Source organism: Roseovarius litorisediminis, from assembly GCF_900172295.1.
GTDB classification, from domain to species: domain Bacteria; phylum Pseudomonadota; class Alphaproteobacteria; order Rhodobacterales; family Rhodobacteraceae; genus Roseovarius; species Roseovarius litorisediminis.
This window is the reverse complement of sequence record NZ_FWFL01000004.1, coordinates 63745-81263: the sequence shown is the minus strand read 5'-3', so window position 1 is coordinate 81263 and position 17519 is coordinate 63745. Positions and strand designations below refer to the sequence as shown.

Annotated in this window: 12 protein-coding genes; 6 read left to right on the top strand and 6 right to left on the bottom strand. The window is 58.0% G+C overall.

Going from position 1 to position 17519, the window contains the following annotated elements; genetic code table 11:
• Window positions 1–42: 42 nt before the first annotated feature.
• The 3 genes from PEL8287_RS08880 to PEL8287_RS08870 all read left to right on the top strand — a co-directional run bounded on the left by PEL8287_RS08880 (window position 43) and on the right by PEL8287_RS08870 (window position 3462).
• Complete coding sequence (locus tag PEL8287_RS08880) at window positions 43–996, top strand: threonine dehydratase (protein ID WP_085892042.1); 954 nt, start codon at window positions 43–45, stop codon at window positions 994–996.
• Window positions 997–1065: 69 nt separating this feature from the next.
• Window positions 1066–1740 (top strand): orotate phosphoribosyltransferase, encoded by a 675-nt coding sequence (locus tag PEL8287_RS08875; RefSeq protein ID WP_085892041.1) that lies wholly within the window; start codon window positions 1066–1068, stop codon window positions 1738–1740.
• 234 nt (window positions 1741–1974) lie between these two features.
• Window positions 1975–3462 (top strand): replicative DNA helicase, encoded by a 1488-nt coding sequence (locus PEL8287_RS08870; protein ID WP_085892040.1) that lies wholly within the window; start codon window positions 1975–1977, stop codon window positions 3460–3462.
• Between the two features lie 358 nt (window positions 3463–3820).
• Here PEL8287_RS08870 and PEL8287_RS08865 read toward each other — a convergent pair whose 3' ends face one another.
• A complete protein-coding gene (locus PEL8287_RS08865) occupies window positions 3821–4435 on the bottom strand; it encodes a TetR/AcrR family transcriptional regulator (protein ID WP_085892039.1) in 615 nt (204 codons plus the stop codon).
• A gap of 96 nt (window positions 4436–4531) precedes the next feature.
• Here PEL8287_RS08865 and PEL8287_RS08860 point away from each other — a divergent pair, with 96 nt between their 5' ends.
• Both PEL8287_RS08860 and PEL8287_RS08850 read left to right on the top strand, forming a co-directional pair.
• Window positions 4532–6577 (top strand): NADH:flavin oxidoreductase, encoded by a 2046-nt coding sequence (locus PEL8287_RS08860; protein ID WP_085892038.1) that lies wholly within the window; start codon window positions 4532–4534, stop codon window positions 6575–6577.
• Between the two features lie 613 nt (window positions 6578–7190).
• Window positions 7191–11702, top strand: a complete 4512-nt coding sequence (locus tag PEL8287_RS08850) for a chemotaxis protein CheB (RefSeq protein WP_085892037.1) — start codon at window positions 7191–7193, stop codon at window positions 11700–11702.
• A gap of 143 nt (window positions 11703–11845) precedes the next feature.
• Here PEL8287_RS08850 and PEL8287_RS08845 read toward each other — a convergent pair whose 3' ends face one another.
• Both PEL8287_RS08845 and PEL8287_RS08840 read right to left on the bottom strand, forming a co-directional pair.
• Window positions 11846–12289: a c-type cytochrome gene (locus PEL8287_RS08845; protein ID WP_139837747.1), complete on the bottom strand. Its 444-nt coding sequence runs from the start codon at window positions 12287–12289 to the stop codon at window positions 11846–11848.
• Between the two features lie 130 nt (window positions 12290–12419).
• Complete coding sequence (locus tag PEL8287_RS08840; RefSeq protein ID WP_085892035.1) at window positions 12420–13817, bottom strand: preATP grasp domain-containing protein; 1398 nt, start codon at window positions 13815–13817, stop codon at window positions 12420–12422.
• A gap of 124 nt (window positions 13818–13941) precedes the next feature.
• On the opposite strand from PEL8287_RS08840, the gene PEL8287_RS08835 reads away from it, so the two are divergent.
• Window positions 13942–14772, top strand: a complete 831-nt coding sequence (locus PEL8287_RS08835) for a class II glutamine amidotransferase (RefSeq protein ID WP_085892034.1) — start codon at window positions 13942–13944, stop codon at window positions 14770–14772.
• Between the two features lie 185 nt (window positions 14773–14957).
• Here PEL8287_RS08835 and PEL8287_RS08830 read toward each other — a convergent pair whose 3' ends face one another.
• The 3 genes from PEL8287_RS08830 to PEL8287_RS08820 form a co-directional block, all read right to left on the bottom strand.
• Window positions 14958–15377 (bottom strand): CBS domain-containing protein, encoded by a 420-nt coding sequence (locus PEL8287_RS08830; protein ID WP_085892309.1) that lies wholly within the window; start codon window positions 15375–15377, stop codon window positions 14958–14960.
• A 113-nt stretch (window positions 15378–15490) separates the two neighbouring features.
• Complete coding sequence (locus PEL8287_RS08825; RefSeq protein ID WP_176228596.1) at window positions 15491–16045, bottom strand: nucleotide exchange factor GrpE; 555 nt, start codon at window positions 16043–16045, stop codon at window positions 15491–15493.
• A 28-nt stretch (window positions 16046–16073) separates the two neighbouring features.
• Complete coding sequence (locus tag PEL8287_RS08820) at window positions 16074–17477, bottom strand: DegQ family serine endoprotease (protein ID WP_085892032.1); 1404 nt, start codon at window positions 17475–17477, stop codon at window positions 16074–16076.
• Between the last annotated feature and the right edge of the window lie 42 nt (window positions 17478–17519).

Below are 17519 nucleotides of genomic sequence, written 5' to 3'. Positions count from 1 at the left end.
CTGCTTGAATTGCAGGTCTTTTCACCAGTTGGAGCCTAATCCATGTTCACCAAAGACGAATTCGAAACAGCCCAAAGCATCGTCTATGACCATATCCAGCCGACGCTGCAACATAACTGGCCGCTTCTGGCGCAGGAACTGGGTTGTGACGTCTGGCTGAAACATGAAAATCAAACGCCCCTGGGGGCCTTCAAGGTGCGCGGCGGGCTGGTGCACATGCGCCGCCGCAAAGACGCCGGCCAGCTGAACGGCGTCATCACAGCCTCAACCGGAAATCACGGCCAGTCCATTCCCAACGCCGCGCGGCTGGAAGGGATCCAGGCCACAGTCGTCGTGCCTAAAAACAATTCACCCGAAAAGAATGCGGCAATGCGCGCCCTTGGGGCGAACCTGCTGGAGGTGGGTCAGGATTTTAGTGAATCGGTCACCTTTGCCAAGCAACTGGCAGCCGATGAAGGTCTGGACATGATCCCCAGTTTTCACAAGGATCTGGTTGCCGGTGTTGCCACCTATGCGCAGGAATTGTTCACCGTCGCGGGCGAACTTGACGTGGTTTACGTTCCCATCGGGCTGGGCTCGGGCATATGCGGCGTGATGGCCATACGCGATTTTCTGGGGCTCAAAACCCGGGTTGTCGGGGTGGTCAGCCGTGGCGCCAATTCCTATGCCCTGTCTTTTGACGCAGGTCATCCCGTCCCGACAAATGCTGTCAATACCTTTGCCGAAGGTGTTGCCGTACGTGAACCTAACCCTCAGGCCGTGGACCTGATCAATAAAGGCGCCGATCACATTGTCGAAGTCAGCGATGACCAGATCAGATCCGCCATGCGCCTGATCTTCCGAGCCACCCATAACGTGGCCGAAGGCGCCGGGGCGGTCGCCCTGGCCGCCGTAATGGCCGAACGCAATCAGCTGCAGGGCAAGCGCGTCGGTGCCGTTATCAGCGGCGGCAATATCGATGCCGGGAAATTTGCGGAAATCCTGCAAGGCGGCTGAACCGCTCTGGCCCCCTGCCCACTGGCGCGCTAGAAAGCGTCAGTTGAATCACAAGCGGAGCCCGGCCAGATGATCCCTACTTCCTATCCCACCTCCCAGGAAATCGCTCGTCTGACCGCGCGCATGCTGCTTGAGATCAAGGCGGTGCATTTCAATGCGGACGAACCGTTTACCCTGGCCAGCGGCTTGCCCTCGCCAACCTATATCGACTGCCGCAAACTGATCAGCTACCCGCGTATCCGCGCGACCCTGATGGATTTCCTGACGATCACGATCATGCGTAACGCCGGGTTCGAGGCATTTGACAACATCGCCGGGGGCGAAACCGCAGGCATTCCGTTTGCCGCCCTCGTAGCCGAACGCATGGCCCTGCCGATGACCTATGTGCGCAAGAAACCCAAGGGCTACGGCCGCAATGCCCGGATCGAGGGTGCCATGAGCGAGGGCGAACGTGTGCTGCTGGTCGAGGACCTGACCACCGATGGCGGCTCGAAACTCAGCTTTGTCGATGCGATCCGCGAAACCGGCGCTACCTGCGCCCATACGGCGGTGATCTTTTACTACGGTATCTTTCCCGAAACCGTGAAAACCCTCAGCGATCATGGTGTTAACCTGCATTACCTCTGCACCTGGTGGGATGTACTGGCCGAAGCCCGCGAACAAGAAACCTTTGATGCGGCCACTCTGGACGGGGTCGAATCCTTCCTCAATGACCCGCGCGGCTGGCAAGCCGCCCGCAGCTGAGTCGCCTGTCCCGGCCCATCAGCTGGACGTTGGGAAATTAAATCGCACTGCGTCATCCATGCCACGCCCGGCTATCCCCGCGGCCGATCAGCTACCAGATATTGACTGATTGGGGTATTCCAGGGCAAGATATACCCCTGCATGATATCCACAGGGTATCCACAGAGATATACAAGTTGCGCCAGCGCGCGTGGCATCTGTATGACACGACCCCAAGGCAGGCAGGGGATTTGCATGAACGAAATAGCCAGTTTCAACGCCACGGGTGCCGAGGTGCAGAATGCCGATACCATGCCGCATTCCACCGAGGCCGAGCAGCAGTTGCTGGGCGCGATCCTGACCAACAATGATGTCTACGACCGTGTCGCCAGCATCATCGGGCCGCAGCATTTCTATGATCCCGTCCATGCCCGCATCTACGAGGTCGCGGCGGCTCGCATCGCCAAGAACAACCTTGCCTCTCCGGTCACGCTGAAGGCGTTTCTGGAAGATGACGAAGGCCTGAAAGAACTGGGCGGTCCCGCCTATCTTGCACGTCTCGCCGGGGCGGCGATCAGTTCGTTTGCAGTGCGCGATTATGCGCAGATGATCTATGATCTGGCCATCCGCCGCGAATTGATCCGTCTGGGGCAGGATATCTCGACCAAGGCCGCCAAGGTTGATGTGACGTCAGAACCCAAAGAACAGATCGTCGAGGCCGAACAGGCGCTTTATCAACTGGCCGAGCAGGGACAGACCGAACAGGGTTTTCAATCCTTTCTCAAGGCCGTCACCGATGCGGTCAACGTCGCCAACGCTGCTTATCAGCGCGAAGGCGGGCTGGCAGGCATCGCAACTGATCTGGTCGATATGGACAAGATGCTGGGTGGATTGCACAAATCCGACCTGCTGATCCTTGCCGGGCGTCCGTCGATGGGGAAAACTTCGCTGGCGACCAACATCGCCTTCAATGTCGCCAAAGCCTACAAGCGCGGCACCCATCCCGACGGCACCGAAGGCGCGGTTGACGGCGGCGTTGTCGGCTTTTTCTCGCTTGAGATGAGCGCCGAACAACTGGCTGCACGGATCCTCGCCGAAGCGTCCGAAATCTCGTCACATAAGATCCGCCAGGGGGATATGGACGAAACTGAATTTCGCCGCTTTGTCGATGCGGCCAAGGCTCTTGAGGCCTGCCCGCTTTACATCGACGACACCGCCGCCATCCCAATCGCTCAACTTGCCGCCCGCGCCCGGCGCCTTAAGCGCACGCATGGGCTGGATCTTTTGATTATCGATTACCTGCAGCTGGTGCGCGGCACGTCCGATAACCGCGTGCAAGAGATTGGCGAGATTTCGATGGGTCTCAAGGCCATCGCGAAAGAGCTGAACATCCCCGTCATTGCCCTGTCGCAACTCTCGCGCCAGGTTGAATCCCGCGAGGACAAGCGCCCGCAACTCTCGGACCTGCGCGAATCCGGCTCCATCGAACAGGACGCTGACGTGGTGATGTTCGTTTACCGCGGCGAATACTATAAAGAACGCGAAAAGCCCGATGATGCCAACCTCGAGGCGATGGCCGCATGGCAGGATGACATGTCACGCCTGCACGGCAAGGCCGAAGTCATCATCGGCAAACAGCGCCACGGCCCCATCGGCACGGTCGAACTCAGCTTTGAGGCGCAGTTCACCCGCTTTGGCAATCTGGTGAAGCCCTGGCAACAGGGCGGAGAGCAGGAATTCTGACGCGTCAGAGGATCAGTCGGTTTGTAAATTTTCCGTTATGCGGACAAAGCCACGGCTTCGCATCATCATATGAAGGTCTGCGGTCAGAAAACCCCAATTGGTTTTGATGTGCTTTCCCGCCCTGGGTCACATACTTATAAACAGGATTCCAATGTCTGACGTGTTGTGATTCACTGCTGACTAAGGGCAGGCGTTTCATGGCGCGTTTTGATTTGACGGATTTTGAGTGGTCGGTGATCCAGCCCTTGCTCCCGACAATGGTTCTGGTTGCGAACTCATGAGTCGGTGACCTGGTGCCCCACAAATACCAGCCTTCTGGCAAGCTGGGAAAGGCACGTCAGCGACCTAAAGAACTGGCTCAGCGGTGGCGATCTAGAAACGCTTCTTTCTCGGCCTGAGTTGGCACCTCGCCCGCAAAAATCTCTGCATAGTGGCAACCTGCGACCGCGCGTTTCATGCGTGGCTCAGCCACGTGCATTGAATAGTAGCCGGTCTGGGTCAAGATCACTGTCAGCGCACGGTAATGGGCGGCGTCACCTATTCTGCCGAACCGCTCAAACAGGCCTTTGACGGCTGTTAGTCGAACTTCGTCAGATTGGTCAACAAGGGCTTGCAGACGTGCATCATTTCGCGCCCAGTTCCGGATCGCAAGATCAAGAGGCGCATCGAAAAGGTCACTGTCGATCCAGCAATCGATGAGGTTAAAGAGCGCTGCGCACAAGCTTTGTGCAGGTGCAGCGCACCGCTCAAGTATAATGCCTGTGTTGCGGGTCTGCCAGATGTCGATGATGGCATCATGAAGCTCGGACAGGTCTTTGAAATGCCAATAAAACCCAGTACGCGTCAGTTTCAGCTTTTTGGCAAGCGGCATGATCTTGACTGCTTCGATCCCTTCGGTGACGAAAAGATCATAGGCGGCATTCAGCCAGATCTCCCGGCTTGCGCGTGATCGAGTGAGCGGAGCATCCTTCATAGCGTATTTCTAAAGGACTTGACAGTTGTGTCAATTGGGGAAAATATCAACTTGACATATGTGTCAGGTAATGTTCGCTCCAGAAAGGATTTCCTCATGTCGGCCGACCCGCTACTCCAGCCATTTCAACTCAAACACCTGACATTGCGAAATCGGATCATGACAACCAGTCATGAGCCTGCTTATCCTCAGGATGGCATGCCCAAAGAGCGCTACGCGGCCTATCATGCCGAACGTGCAAAGGCGGGTGTTGCCCTTGCGATGACGGCCGGGTCAGCCGCCGTAAGCCGTGACAGCCCCCCGGTGTTCAACAACATCCTTGCCTATAAGGACGAGGTTGTGCCGTGGATTCAGAATCTTACGGATGCGGTGCATGAGCACGGCTGCGCGGTCATGATCCAGCTTACCCATCTGGGGCGCCGCACAAATTGGAACAAGGGGGATTGGCTACCTTCGGTATCCTCCTCAAAGCACCGCGAACCTGCGCACCACGCCTTTCCCAAACTCATCGAAGATTGGGATATCGAGCGGATCATCACCGAATTTGCCGATGCCGCCGAGCGGATGCAATCGGGTGGCATGGACGGGATTGAACTGCAGGTTTACGGCCATTTGCTCGATCAATTCTGGTCGCCTTTGACCAATGACCTGGTCGGGCCATATGGGGCCGATACGCTGGAAAACCGCATGCGATTTCCGCTTGATGTGGTCGAGGCGATCCGCAAGCGTGTCGGCACCGAGTTCATTGTCGGCCTGCGTTACACGGCGGACGAGGCGCAAAAGGGCGGCATTACCCACGACGAAGGGTTAGAGATTTCCAAACGCATTGCCGCGACGGGCCAGATTGACTTCTTGAATGTCATCAAAGGACGTATTCACACCGACCCCGCCATGACCGACGTAATCCCGGTTCAGGGTATGAAATCTGCCCCGCATCTCGATTTTGCCGGTGAAGTTCGCAAGGTGACGGGAATGCCAACGTTCCATGCGGCCCGCATCCCCGATGTGGCCACCGCGCGCCATGCGGTGCAGGCGGGCCTTCTGGATATGGTTGGGATGACCCGCGCCCATATGGCGGACCCGCATGTTGTGCGCAAGATTATCGAAGGGCGCGAGGACGATATCCGCCCTTGTGTCGGGGCGACCTACTGCCTTGATCGCATCTATCAGGCGGGTGACGCGCTGTGCATCCATAACGCCGCCACAGGGCGCGAATTGTCGATGCCACATGAGATTGCAAAGGCAGAAACGCCAAAGAAGGTTGTGATTATCGGTGCCGGTCCTGCGGGTCTTGAAGCGGCGCGTGTTGCTGCCGAACGCGGGCATGACGTGACCGTGTTCGAGGCTGCAGCCGAGCCGGGTGGACAGGTTCGGCTGACGTCACAATCGCCTCGTCGCCGAGAGATGATCGGAATCATCGATTGGCGCATGGCGCAATGTGCTGCGCGGGATGTGACATTCCATTTCAACACATGGGCCGAGGCGGACGATGTGACCGCCTTGAAACCTGACGTGGTGATTGTCGCAACTGGGGGGCTGCCGAACCTGGAGCTGTTCGAACAAAAGGGCGTGCAAACGCATGTTGTTTCAGCCTGGGATATCATCTCGGGCGATGTGAAGCCTGCGGACAAGGTTCTGATTTATGATGAAAGCGGCGATCATCCTGCGCTGCAGGCTGCCGAAATAGCGGCAAACGCGGGTTCTAAAGTCGAGATTATGACGCCGGATCGCACTTTCTCACCTGATGTGATGGCGATGAACCTTGTGCCCTACATGCGCTCGCTTCAGGACAAGGATGTGACCTTTACCGTTACGCGCCGTCTGATGAGTGTCGTGCCTAGCGGAAACAAACTGACCGCGATAATTGGCACGGATTACAGTGATTATACCTACGAGGTTGAGGTTGATCAGGTCGTTGTAAACTACGGCACCTTGCCGCTGGATGAACTGTATATCGACCTCAAACCGCTAGCGTCGAACGGCGGAGAAGTCGACTATGACGCCCTGATCGCAGGCACGCCGCAAACTGTGACGCGCAATGAGAACGGCACCTTCCAGCTATTCCGCATTGGCGACGCCGTATCAGCACGCAACACCCACGCGGCAATCTATGATGCCTTGCGTCTGGTAAAGGATATATAGAATGCGCAGCGGGGCGGGTCACTAGATCGGCGGTGACACCACCCAGATCGTCGCCACCGGCTCTGGCTCGTCGTTGCGCCACGCGTAGTCGGATCCGGCGAACTGAGAGCTGTCGCCGGGCTTCAGCAGCAACTCGCCGTCTTCCTTTGAGCACGCCGTTTTAGCGCGCCGGTTTCGGTCATGATCTGGACGAGGAAATGCGCCATGTGCATCCGCGTCGTGATACCATGTTCCGTTAAAGCAGCATCTGCCGCTACCAGTTCCTGCACAACGTTATATCAGGTGTGCTATTTCGGGCGTTTGGCGGTTGAGCAATTTTTTGGTTAAACTGACGATCGGTTTGAATATTGAAATCTTCAGACGCGTGATGTTCCATCATTCGGAATACGGCATTTGGCCGACGAGGACTTCAAAAAACACTCTGTCAATTCCGCGCTATTGGCCAAGGAAGATTGACTTGGATCAACACCTTGCGACCATTTTCCGTTCAGGGTCAAGTTGAGTGAGGGATGCGCAGACGCTGCGAAATGATCAGTGCTTGCCGGAATGCTGGTCAAGGCTGGCAAAACTTTATAACACTTGGGACGCAACGCCGACACCCGGAGATTTTCTGATGGCACGAAAGCCTCAAAAGCCATCACCTCGACCCGATGCCGAGGAAGCCGCGAAACCTTCACGCAAGCGGTCGAACCGAAATCAGGTGTCCGGCTCAAAGCCGACCGAAACAAAGTCTGCTCCGGCTTTGACGCCGGTCATCGGGCTCGGGGCATCTGCCGGCGGCTTGCAGGCACTCACCGATTTTTTCGAAGCGATGCCGGATAAGGCGGGCATGGCTTTTGTCATCATCCACCATGTGGATCCAAACCACAAAAGCCTGATGGCCGATCTGCTGTCCAAGCACACGAAGATGACCGTGGAGCTTGCGGCGGACTGCACACCTGTCAAACCCGATCATGTCTATATCATCCCGCCCAAGGAATTCCTTTGGATCGAAAACGGTGTTCTGCGCCTGATGGAACCGCCTGAACCGCGCGGAATGCGGCTGCCAATCGACTTTTTCCTGCGGTCACTTGCCGAAGATCAGAAGCAAAGCGCCGTCGCGGTCATCCTGTCCGGCACGGGCAGCGACGGCACGGCGGGCTTGCGCAGCATCAAGGAAAACGGTGGCATGGTTCTGGTGCAGGAACCAAAGGAGGCCGCCCATGATGGTATGCCGCGCAGCGCGATTGCAACGGGCTCGGTCGATCACATACTGCCTGTGGCCGAGATGCCTGCGGTCATTTCGGACTATGTGGCGCATCCCTACATCAAACAGGGGGCGAGCACCAAGGCTATGGGCGAGAATGCCCGCGGGGCATTGTCCGGGATCATCACGGTTCTGAAGGCCCATACTCCGATCAATTTCGAATGCTACAAGGAGGGTACGCTCCTGCGCCGGATCGAGCGGCGCATGGCCCTGCGCCATTTGGAAAGTTCAGCGGACTACCTGGCGTTGCTCAAGGATTCGCCGGAAGAGGCGGAAAAGCTCTGCGCGGACCTTCTGATCAGCGTCACGGCCTTCTTTCGCGACCGCGAGGTATTCGAGTATCTTGCCGAACACGTCATTCGCGATCTGGTCGTGAACTGCGCACCGGGCAAGCCGATCCGGGTCTGGGTGCCCGCCTGTGCGACGGGCGAGGAAGCGTATTCGCTGGCGATGTTGGTGATCGAGAAAATCGAAGCCTTGCGCAAGGACGTCAAATTGCAGGTCTTTGCATCTGACGTCGATGAACATGCGCTGTCCATCGCACGGACGGGCGTTTATCCCGATTCCATCGTCGGCGATGTCTCGCCCGAGCGACTGCGCCGCTTTTTCGAAAAAGAGGACCATTCCTATCGCGTGAGGTCGGAACTGCGCGAAGCGGTCGTCTTTGCGCATCAGAACATTCTTGCCGATGCGCCGTTCTCCAAGCTCGACCTGATCTCTTGCCGTAACTTGCTGATCTATCTGAACCAGCAGGCGCAGGAACGGGTCATCCAGATGTTCCATTTCGCCCTGAATGAAGGCGGGCTGCTGTTTCTGGGATCGTCCGAAACAGCAAACAATCATGAGGTTTTCTTTAAGCCGGTTTCCAAGAAACACAGATTGTACAAACGGGTCGGGGGCGGGCTGCATCGCCATTTTGATTTCCCGGTCACAATTAACCCTGCCTTCGGGCAGACCACGCCCGCGATGCGCAGCGCCGAAGCAAGCCGTGGACTGCGTCTTGCCGAACTCAGTAACAAACTGTTGGTCGATCGCTATGCGCCAGCGGCCGTTCTGATCGACGCGCGCATGGAAACGCTGTTTGTGCAGGGCCCGGCGGATCAGTACCTCAAGGTGCCAACCGGCGAGGCCAGCCAGGATTTGCTGGACATGGCCCGCGACGGCTTGCGCGCAAAACTTGGCAGTACGATCCGTCGGGCGTTCAAAACCGATCGGGATGCGACTGCGTCGGGAAACGTGACGCGTGCGGGACATAACGTTCCTGTCTCAATCGCTGCGCATCCGATGGTCGTGGACGGGATCAAGCTGGTGCTTGTGACGTTCGCGGACAAGCCTGTCAGAGAAGCATCAATTGCTTCTGAGGAAGTTTCCAAAGGCAGCGCCCTTCACACCCAACTTGAACAGGAACTGGAGGCAACCCGTCGTGAGTTGCAGAATACCATCCGGGAATACGAACATTCGACCGAAGAGCTGAAGGCGTCGAACGAAGAAGCGATGTCGATGAACGAAGAGTTCCAGTCGACCAATGAAGAACTGGAAACCTCCAAGGAAGAACTGCAATCGCTGAACGAAGAGCTGACGACCCTCAATACCGAGCTTCAGCAAAAGGTCGAGGACGAGCGGCAACTGACGGACGATCTGAATAACCTTCTGTCCAGTTCCGGAATTGCGACCGTGTTTCTGGACCGCGATCTGAAAATCATGCGCTTCACACCCGCGACTCGAAAGCTTTTCAACGTCATCGCCAATGATGTGGGCCGCCCCTTCAGCGATATCACCGGCAAGATAGAAGATCCGAAGTTGCTGGAAGATGGCTTAAAGGTTCTGCAGGACCTGACTCCAAGTGAACTGGAGGTGCGGGCCGATGGCGACAAATGGTTCATCAGGCGCATTCTGCCTTACCGGACTCAGGACGGGAAGATTGATGGCGTGGTCATCACCTTCTCCGAAGTCACCGATGTAAAGGCCTTGCAACAAGCATATGAAGGCGCGTTGCAATTCGCCGAAGCCATCGTCGGAACCGTACGCGAGCCGATGCTTGTGCTGGATGAAAACCTCAATGTCGTCAAAGCAAGTCTTTCTTTTTTAAGGGCATTTGAGACAACACCTGAAGACACCGAAGGCAAGACGCTGTTTGCTTTGCACGACGGTCAGTTGGATCAGCCGCCCCTGCGCAGACTGCTGGAACGCATTCTACCCGAGAAAACGACAGTCGAAAGGCATGAGATCGTCGTCAACATCAAGGGCAAAGGGGCCCGGACGATGTTGGTCAACGCCCGCCAGATAAAAGACAGCACGGGCGGTCGTGATCACATTCTCATGGTTTTGGAGGATGCGACAGAGCGGCTTGAGATCCAACATCGCCTTGAAGAACGCGAGGCACGCCTGAGGGCGGTCCTGAATGCCGCCCCGGAGGCGATTATCACGATTGATGATCAAGGCACTGTAACAAGCTACAGCCCGGCGGCTCAAACCATTTTGGGGTATACGCCGACAGAGATGATTGGCCAGAACGTCAAGATGCTGATGCCGGAACCGCACCGGCATCAGCACGATGACTACATAGCTCAGTACAAGGCCACCGGAGAAAAAAAGATCATCGGGATCGGCCGAGAGATGAACGCGCGCCACAAGGATGGCACCGAGGTGCCGATCCGGCTCACCGTTGCCGAATGGTGGATTGACGGCGAACGGAACTTTACCGGTATCCTGCATGATCTGACAGAGGACATGAAACGCCGCGACGCCTTGCATAGGGCCCAGAAAATGGAGGCCGTCGGGCAGCTTACCGGTGGCCTTGCCCATGATTTCAACAACCTGCTGACAGTGATCATCGGCAATCTGGAATTGCTCGAGATGAATCTGGGTGATTTCCCGAAGAAGGACCTGTTGCAAGAGGCGCTGGAAGCCTCCGACCTTGGCGCAAAGCTGACCGCGCAATTGCTGGCGTTTTCCCGCAAGCAGACGCTTGAATCGGAAACTGTGCCGCTCAATGATCTGGTGCGATCGGTCCAACCTCTTCTGAAAAGGACGCTGGGGGATGACATATCGGTCGAAACCGATCTGGCCGACGATCTGAAACTGACGTTGACCGACCCCGGCCAGATCGAAAACGCCATTCTGAACCTCGCCATCAACGCCCGTGACGCGATGCCCAACGGCGGCACCCTGACGATCGAGACCAAGAACGTGACGCTGGACAGGGATTACGCTGCCACGCAGGTCGATGTTGAACCCGGTGATTATGTCGCCCTGTCTGTCACCGACACTGGCACCGGCATGCCACCCGAGGTGATGGCCCGCGCGTTCGAGCCGTTTTTCACCACCAAGGGTGTTGGCGCGGGGTCGGGGCTTGGCCTGAGCATGATCTACGGTTTTGCAAAACAGTCCGGTGGCCATGTGGCGATTTACAGCGAAGAGGGGGTGGGCACGACGGTCACGCTCTATCTTCCGCCCGCCGCCAAGGGGGCTACGGCAGTTGCGGAACCTGTTGAAAGTGCCGTTCCGAAATCGCGCAACGAGACCATTCTGGTGGTTGAGGATGACCCTAGGGTTCGGCGGCTAACGGTGACCCGTCTGGAAGATTTGGGCTATGAGACCCTGGCCGCAGAAAACGGGCCCGCCGCGCTTGAGATTATTCGCGGTAATGACGGGATTGATCTGGTCCTGTCGGATGTGGTGATGCCCGGTGGCCTGAACGGTTTTCAGGTCGCGGATCAGGCGCTTGCGATCAATCCCGCGCTCAAGATCCTGCTGGCGACCGGATATGCCAGCGGCGGCGAGGCAGCCGTCGGTGCGACACAAGCCCGCCACACCTTGTTGCGCAAGCCGTACAGCTTGCGTGACCTTGCAAAGGCGTTGAGAGAGCTGCTGGAATGACGTTGAAACCCGAGCCCGCTTTGTCCCTCGAATAGAAAGAACCGGCCCGTCCCAAGTCGCCGATGTCAGTCGGGGTGTTTTACCCCCAGCCTGAAAATGCCGGTTTCAAAAAGCTCTGCCCCGGCTATTGCCTGCGAGTCTGCTTACAGTTCCTGAATCGATTGCAGGAAGTGGCTCAGCTCCAGAATGCGTGTGCGGACCCTGAATTCGTTCATCTCGTCCGGGCCATGGCGGGTCATTTCCGATTTCATGTACCGATCGCCCCAGACCGGCATCTTGCGATCTCCGTGTGCCTCGATATCCCCCCGGCCGTCAATGACTTCGAAAACACGGTCCGAGGGAAAGACGCCATCATTGTTGGCGGCCAGCCTGGTCAGATCGCCGGGATTGACGCCCTTGAAAACGCGGGTCAGGAAACCGGCACCCTTTCCGTCCTTGCCGTGGCAGGAGGCGCAGGAATTCAGGAACTCGGTGGGATCGGCTTTGAACCCGCCTGTTTCCTGCGCAAAGGAAGCCGTGCCGACAGTCGTGGCCACGATGGACGCACAAAACCCGAGCGCGAGCCGTGACATCATTGCGTATTTCATTTTGTCCTCCTGACGTTTCAGATGATCCCGCATCAGCATAATCCGGCGAGGGAAAGCCCCGTTGATCTTTGTCAATCGCAGGTCTTTGTCGTCTGCTGCGGTGGGCCTGTCCCCCTCAGTGAGGGGACCGTCAGGCGGATGAGGTCAGCCGGTTCATTGCCTGATCTCCCAATGTCCGGGCAGCGGCCTGGGTGTCTGCGACCACCATGTAGTTGACGACCGTGCCTTGTATCGCAGGCGGTGGTGAAAGAAGGATGATGCCATTAGCAGGCGAGGCATGCCGATAGAGCAGGTCATCCAGTCGTTTGAGCAGTTCGTCGGTCCCGATCCAATTGCCTTTCAGCTTTTCCTGCACGATCAAAAGCCCCTTGAACGACCGCAGGTCGCCCGATGCAGCCGCGGCCGTCATCGGAATCGATACGCCCCCCCATCGGCCATTGCACTCTATCCAGTGAATTTTGTCGCGCCCGTCTTTCCCTGTAACGAGCACAGCGTCAAAGCTGCACCGCCCATAATATCCGATGTGCTGGAGAACGGCGGCGATCTGTTTGGATTCACCATGAAGGCGGCGCAGAACAGACTCCGGCAAGGACGCTCTGGCGGCTCCGGCGAAAGACGCGACCTCGCCCATGACGGTCTGTTCGAAAATGCCTTCGACGATGGGTTTTCCTTCGTCGGGTCTTGGGATCCACAATTGCGCCGAGGGGGTGCAGATGACATTGTCGTCCCAAACGCCGACAAGGACAGGATAGCTGTCCCGCCAGCCCGTGGCGTGCAGGCGCTCCAGCAGGAAATCCCGTGTCTCGGCCAGTGTTTTGTCGGCCAGGAACGTACTGCTCACCCGCACGTTTCCTGCAGAGCCGGCGCTGTCGGGGACCTTGACAACCACCTGTGCTGCCCGCTTGCTGATGTGCGAGACAAGTGCGGCAGCGGCGGCCGGACCGTAGGCCGACATCGTCGGCGGCGTCGCGTCACGGCCCAGCACCGCACAGGCCAGTTGCGAGAACCACAGCTTGTCATTGCTTCGTGTCGTGACACGGGGCGAGGGGCCGCAGACATGAACAACCTGTTGCGCGGTATCGCCGATGGCCTTGGCCAACCGCCAGATGTTTCCGGTCGTCAGATAGGATTTCAGCGTCAAACCGCCATTGCGTGACACGGTTCCTGCCAGGCTTTCAATCAGCGCTGAAGAGGCGAGCGCCTGTTTCGAAACCGGCAGGATGTCAGATCCGTGCAACTCGAGAAAGGTCAGGTTCTCAAGCCCGAGATGCCCGGCAAGATAGTCTTCGAACCGGGTATCGCGCCTGCGGACAAGAACGATGTCATTCGATCGGGCCAGATGGGACATCCGATACTCGAGGCGCGTTTCCTGCGCCGACCTCAACAAGCTGATTTCGGATTGATCGCCAATCAGCACCGAGGGGCCGGGGCCCGTGCCCTGACGCACGAAAGGCCCGAAATCGAGCGAGCCCAGCAATGCGGGCTCGTCGGCGACCAGGCGCTCGATGATCGTCGTGCAGTCTTTCATCCGGTTCCTCCGCAACCAATGGGCAGACTCAGCCTAGGGCGGTTTTTTCGACTGCAATTGAGCGATGTCATGCCGCCCGCGCGCGGCGTGATAAGATACGTCTGGCAAAACAATAGGTGAGATCATGTGCCGTCTTTATGCCATGCATGCCAATGAACCGACGCGGGTCGAATGCGGTCTGGTCAAGTCGCAAAATGCCTTGATGGCGCAAAGCGAAAGCGACATGAGCGGATATGCGCATGGTCATGGCTGGGGCATTGCCGATTACCCTGACGGTGTACCGATCCTTGAAAAACAGGTATGGGCGGCCTTTCACGGCGAACATTTCGCCCGCAAGGCGGCGCAGGTCTATGCCCGCACCGTCGTGGCCCATGTCAGGCGTGCGACCGTTGGCGGAACCAGCATTGAAAACACGCATCCTTTTGTGCACGGGCGATGGATCTTCGCGCATAACGGCACCCTTCCCAACTTTGACCGGGTGCGTTTCCCGATGCTTGAGCATATGGACCCGCTGCACCGGTCCGAAATCCGGGGAACGACTGACAGCGAGCATGTGTTTCGCTATCTTCTGAGCCTCTTTCTGCGCCATCCGGAAGACGGGCTGATGGCCAGCGTGCGCCGCGGCCTCGAGCAGATCGTCGACTGGTGCGCCGAAGTGGACCCCGATGCCAGGGTGGGTTTGAACATCGTGCTCACCGACGGAGAGCACCTGGTCGGGTCGCGCCTGAACCGGTCGCTTTATCACCTGCAGCGCGACCACGTCTTTTCCTGCCCGATCTGTGGCAAGTCGCATGCCCATCACGAACCGACAACGGACTATCAGGCGGTCGAGATCGCTTCGGAACCCGTCACGCATGGGGAAGACTGGTACGAAATACCCAATGGCACCCTTTTCCAGATTGCCGAGGATTACCGCCTCGACATGGAGCCGCTGGCCCGAAACGCAGTCGCTTGAGGCAGGTTGAGACCACTCGGGTGTCACGATTTCCGATGCGGACAACAAGACAATGGCGCGCATCGCGCCATCTGCACATGGCGTGACTTCATCCTGATGTCCCCTTGGGATTGGCGCGTTCGGGCACAACAGTGGATGGTGCTGGACCGAAGGTCACCCGCGACAAAGCCCGTCTTTCTTTCGGGTCATTTATGATGATCGGATACCGCAAGCAGCAGTTCACCCGACAGATCGCGGCTGACAGAATGTGCGACATCACCAAGGCTGAGCATCCCGACCAGTCGCTTTTTGTCGTCAAGGACCGGTAGTCGACGGATTTTCTTCTGATCCATCAGGTGAATCGCGTCCTCGACAGTTTCGGTGGTCCGGCAATAGACAATCCCTTTGGTCATCACGTCTTCGGCCTTGGTCTTTTCCGGATCACGCCCGGCGGCCACAACCCTGAGCGCTATGTCGCGATCCGTGATCATCCCGACCAGTTTGTCGTCCTTTCCGATGGGAACGGCGCCGATATCTTTCTTTTTCATCATTTGTGCAATTTCGCTTATAAGTGTGTCAGCGCTGGCCCAGTCGGCGTTCTCATGCATCGCTTTCGAGATTTCCATGGTTGTCTCCTGTGCTGGATGTGTTTTCTTTTCAGTATAGTGGGCAGAGCGAATGGCTGATTGATCGGCGTCAAGATATTTGGCCACCGAGGGGATCAGACGCGCCGCAGGCCTTACTCCTTCTCATAGCTGCTTGGCGCGGCACTGACTGTCACATGTGCGGGGCGGATCAACCGCCGTCCAAGGACAAAGCCCGGACGGTGCAGAACCAGGACACTGCCCGGTTTCATCTCGTCTGTTTCCTTTATTTGCATGGCTTCATGCAGTTCCGGGTCGAACGGCGTATCCTTGGGGGCAATCATCGTGACCCCAAGGGCCTTCAGTCCGGTTTCAAACGCCGTTTTGATCGTTGACAGGCCCTCCAGATGTGCCTTGATCCAAGGGTTGTCCGCTTCGGGAATCCTGCGGGCCGTTTCAAGGGCCAGAAAAACCGCATCCAATGCGGGGGCAAGGGCGTCCACGGCCAGTGAAATGCCATGCTCGCGCCCATCAAGGCGAGACGCATCGGCGCGTTTGCGCGCGTTCTCGGCCTCTGCGAGCGCTCTTTTCCACTTGTCGGTCAGGGCTGCGATTTTGGCGTCCCGGTCCACTGCGTCGGTGTCCGGGTCCGGTTGTTCGGGGATGCCGCCTTTGGCCGCAGTGTCGACCTCTTTGTCATTCTCCTTCATTCCGCCCTCCATTTTTAATGTTGCCGTGTCAGCGCATGATCAGAAAAATGCGGGCTGATCCGCGTTGAATCGTCAAGGCGAGTGCCCGGTCGACTTTCGCGAGTTGTTCGCGCAACTCGGCAACCGATGCGACAGGCACGCGGTTGACGGCGAGGATGATATCGCCGGCCTCGAGGCCCGACCGCGCGGCACGACTGTCAGATTCCAGCCTAACCACCAAGACACCGGGCATCTCGCCGTAAAGCGGGTCGCCCGGCTCAAGATTGCGGAGGTCTGCTCCGGACAGCCATTCCAGCCCGTGACCACCTGCCTGGGGGCCGCCTTGCGGTCCGCGTCGCAGGGTTGCCACCACAGTCTGCCGCTCGCCGTTGCGGATGATCCCGATCTCGATGCTTCGGCCGGTCCGCTTCAATCCGATCTGGCTGCGCAGATCGGCGGATCCGGCCACGGGGCGGCCATCAACGGACACGATCAGGTCGCCGGGCTGCAATCCGGCCGCTTCGGCCGCGCTGTCCGGTTCGACCTGCGTGACCACTGCACCCGCACCGGCTTCGATTCCGAGCGCCTGCCCAAGATCAGGGGTGAAATCCTGTATCGTCACACCGAGCAGGCCGCGCTGCACCTCGCCAAATTCGATAAGTTGATCGACGACCGCCTTGGCCATGTTTGCAGGCACCGCAAAACCGATACCGACATTGCCTCCCGATGGCGCGATGATCGCGGTGTTGACCCCCACAAGACGCCCGTCCAACGTGACCAGGGCACCGCCGGAATTACCGGGATTGATCGAGGCATCGGTCTGGATGAAATCCTCGTATCCTTCGATATTGAGGCCGCTCCGCCCCAAGGCGCTGACGATGCCCGAGGTCACTGTCTGACCAAGGCCGAAGGGATTGCCGATTGCCAGAACGTAATCCCCCACCTGCAAACGATCGCTGTCGCCCAGGTCGAGGGCGGTAAGGTTTTCGGCGTCGATTTTCACCAGGGCAACGTCCGTTCCGGGGTCGCTCCCGACCAGTTCCGCGTCAAATTGGCGGCGGTCCTTGAGCGTTACGGTAATGCGGTCGCCGTTCTCCACGACATGATGGTTGGTCAGCACGTAGCCTTTTTCTGCATCAATGATTACGCCAGAACCCGCGCTCATCTGCTGACGGCGCTGCGGCTGTTGCGGCGGCGGTTGCAGGTCGAAGAAACGCCGAAAGAACGGGTCGTTGAACAGCGGGTTCATCTCGACAGAGCGACTGCTTTCGACGGAGATGTTGACAACGGCTGGCGTCACCTCGGCCAACAAAGGCGCCAGTGTCGGCAGCCCGTCTTCGTTTAGGTACAAGGGTCGATCAGCGGTCTGCGACATGCCGGGCGCTGCGAAGGTCATCGAAAAGACCAGGATCGCGGCCAGCGTCTGGCCCAGACGAGAAACAACTTTAGCCATTTCATCTCTCCTTCAGACGAGAGCAAGAGGCCGGGAGAAGCC

Excerpts from the sequence above, each read along its gene's own strand:
- PEL8287_RS08880 (WP_085892042.1), top strand. The coding sequence starts at position 43 with ATGTTCACCAAAGACGAATTCGAAACAGCCCAAAGCATCGTCTATGAC.
- PEL8287_RS08875 (WP_085892041.1), top strand. The coding sequence starts at position 1,066 with ATGATCCCTACTTCCTATCCCACCTCCCAGGAAATCGCTCGTCTGACC.
- PEL8287_RS08870 (WP_085892040.1), top strand. The coding sequence starts at position 1,975 with ATGAACGAAATAGCCAGTTTCAACGCCACGGGTGCCGAGGTGCAGAAT.
- PEL8287_RS08865 (WP_085892039.1), bottom strand. The coding sequence starts at position 4,435 with ATGAAGGATGCTCCGCTCACTCGATCACGCGCAAGCCGGGAGATCTGG.
- PEL8287_RS08860 (WP_085892038.1), top strand. The coding sequence starts at position 4,532 with ATGTCGGCCGACCCGCTACTCCAGCCATTTCAACTCAAACACCTGACA.
- PEL8287_RS08850 (WP_085892037.1), top strand. The coding sequence starts at position 7,191 with ATGGCACGAAAGCCTCAAAAGCCATCACCTCGACCCGATGCCGAGGAA.
- PEL8287_RS08845 (WP_139837747.1), bottom strand. The coding sequence starts at position 12,289 with ATGAAATACGCAATGATGTCACGGCTCGCGCTCGGGTTTTGTGCGTCC.
- PEL8287_RS08840 (WP_085892035.1), bottom strand. The coding sequence starts at position 13,817 with ATGAAAGACTGCACGACGATCATCGAGCGCCTGGTCGCCGACGAGCCC.
- PEL8287_RS08835 (WP_085892034.1), top strand. The coding sequence starts at position 13,942 with ATGTGCCGTCTTTATGCCATGCATGCCAATGAACCGACGCGGGTCGAA.
- PEL8287_RS08830 (WP_085892309.1), bottom strand. The coding sequence starts at position 15,377 with ATGGAAATCTCGAAAGCGATGCATGAGAACGCCGACTGGGCCAGCGCT.
- PEL8287_RS08825 (WP_176228596.1), bottom strand. The coding sequence starts at position 16,045 with ATGAAGGAGAATGACAAAGAGGTCGACACTGCGGCCAAAGGCGGCATC.
- PEL8287_RS08820 (WP_085892032.1), bottom strand. The coding sequence starts at position 17,477 with ATGGCTAAAGTTGTTTCTCGTCTGGGCCAGACGCTGGCCGCGATCCTG.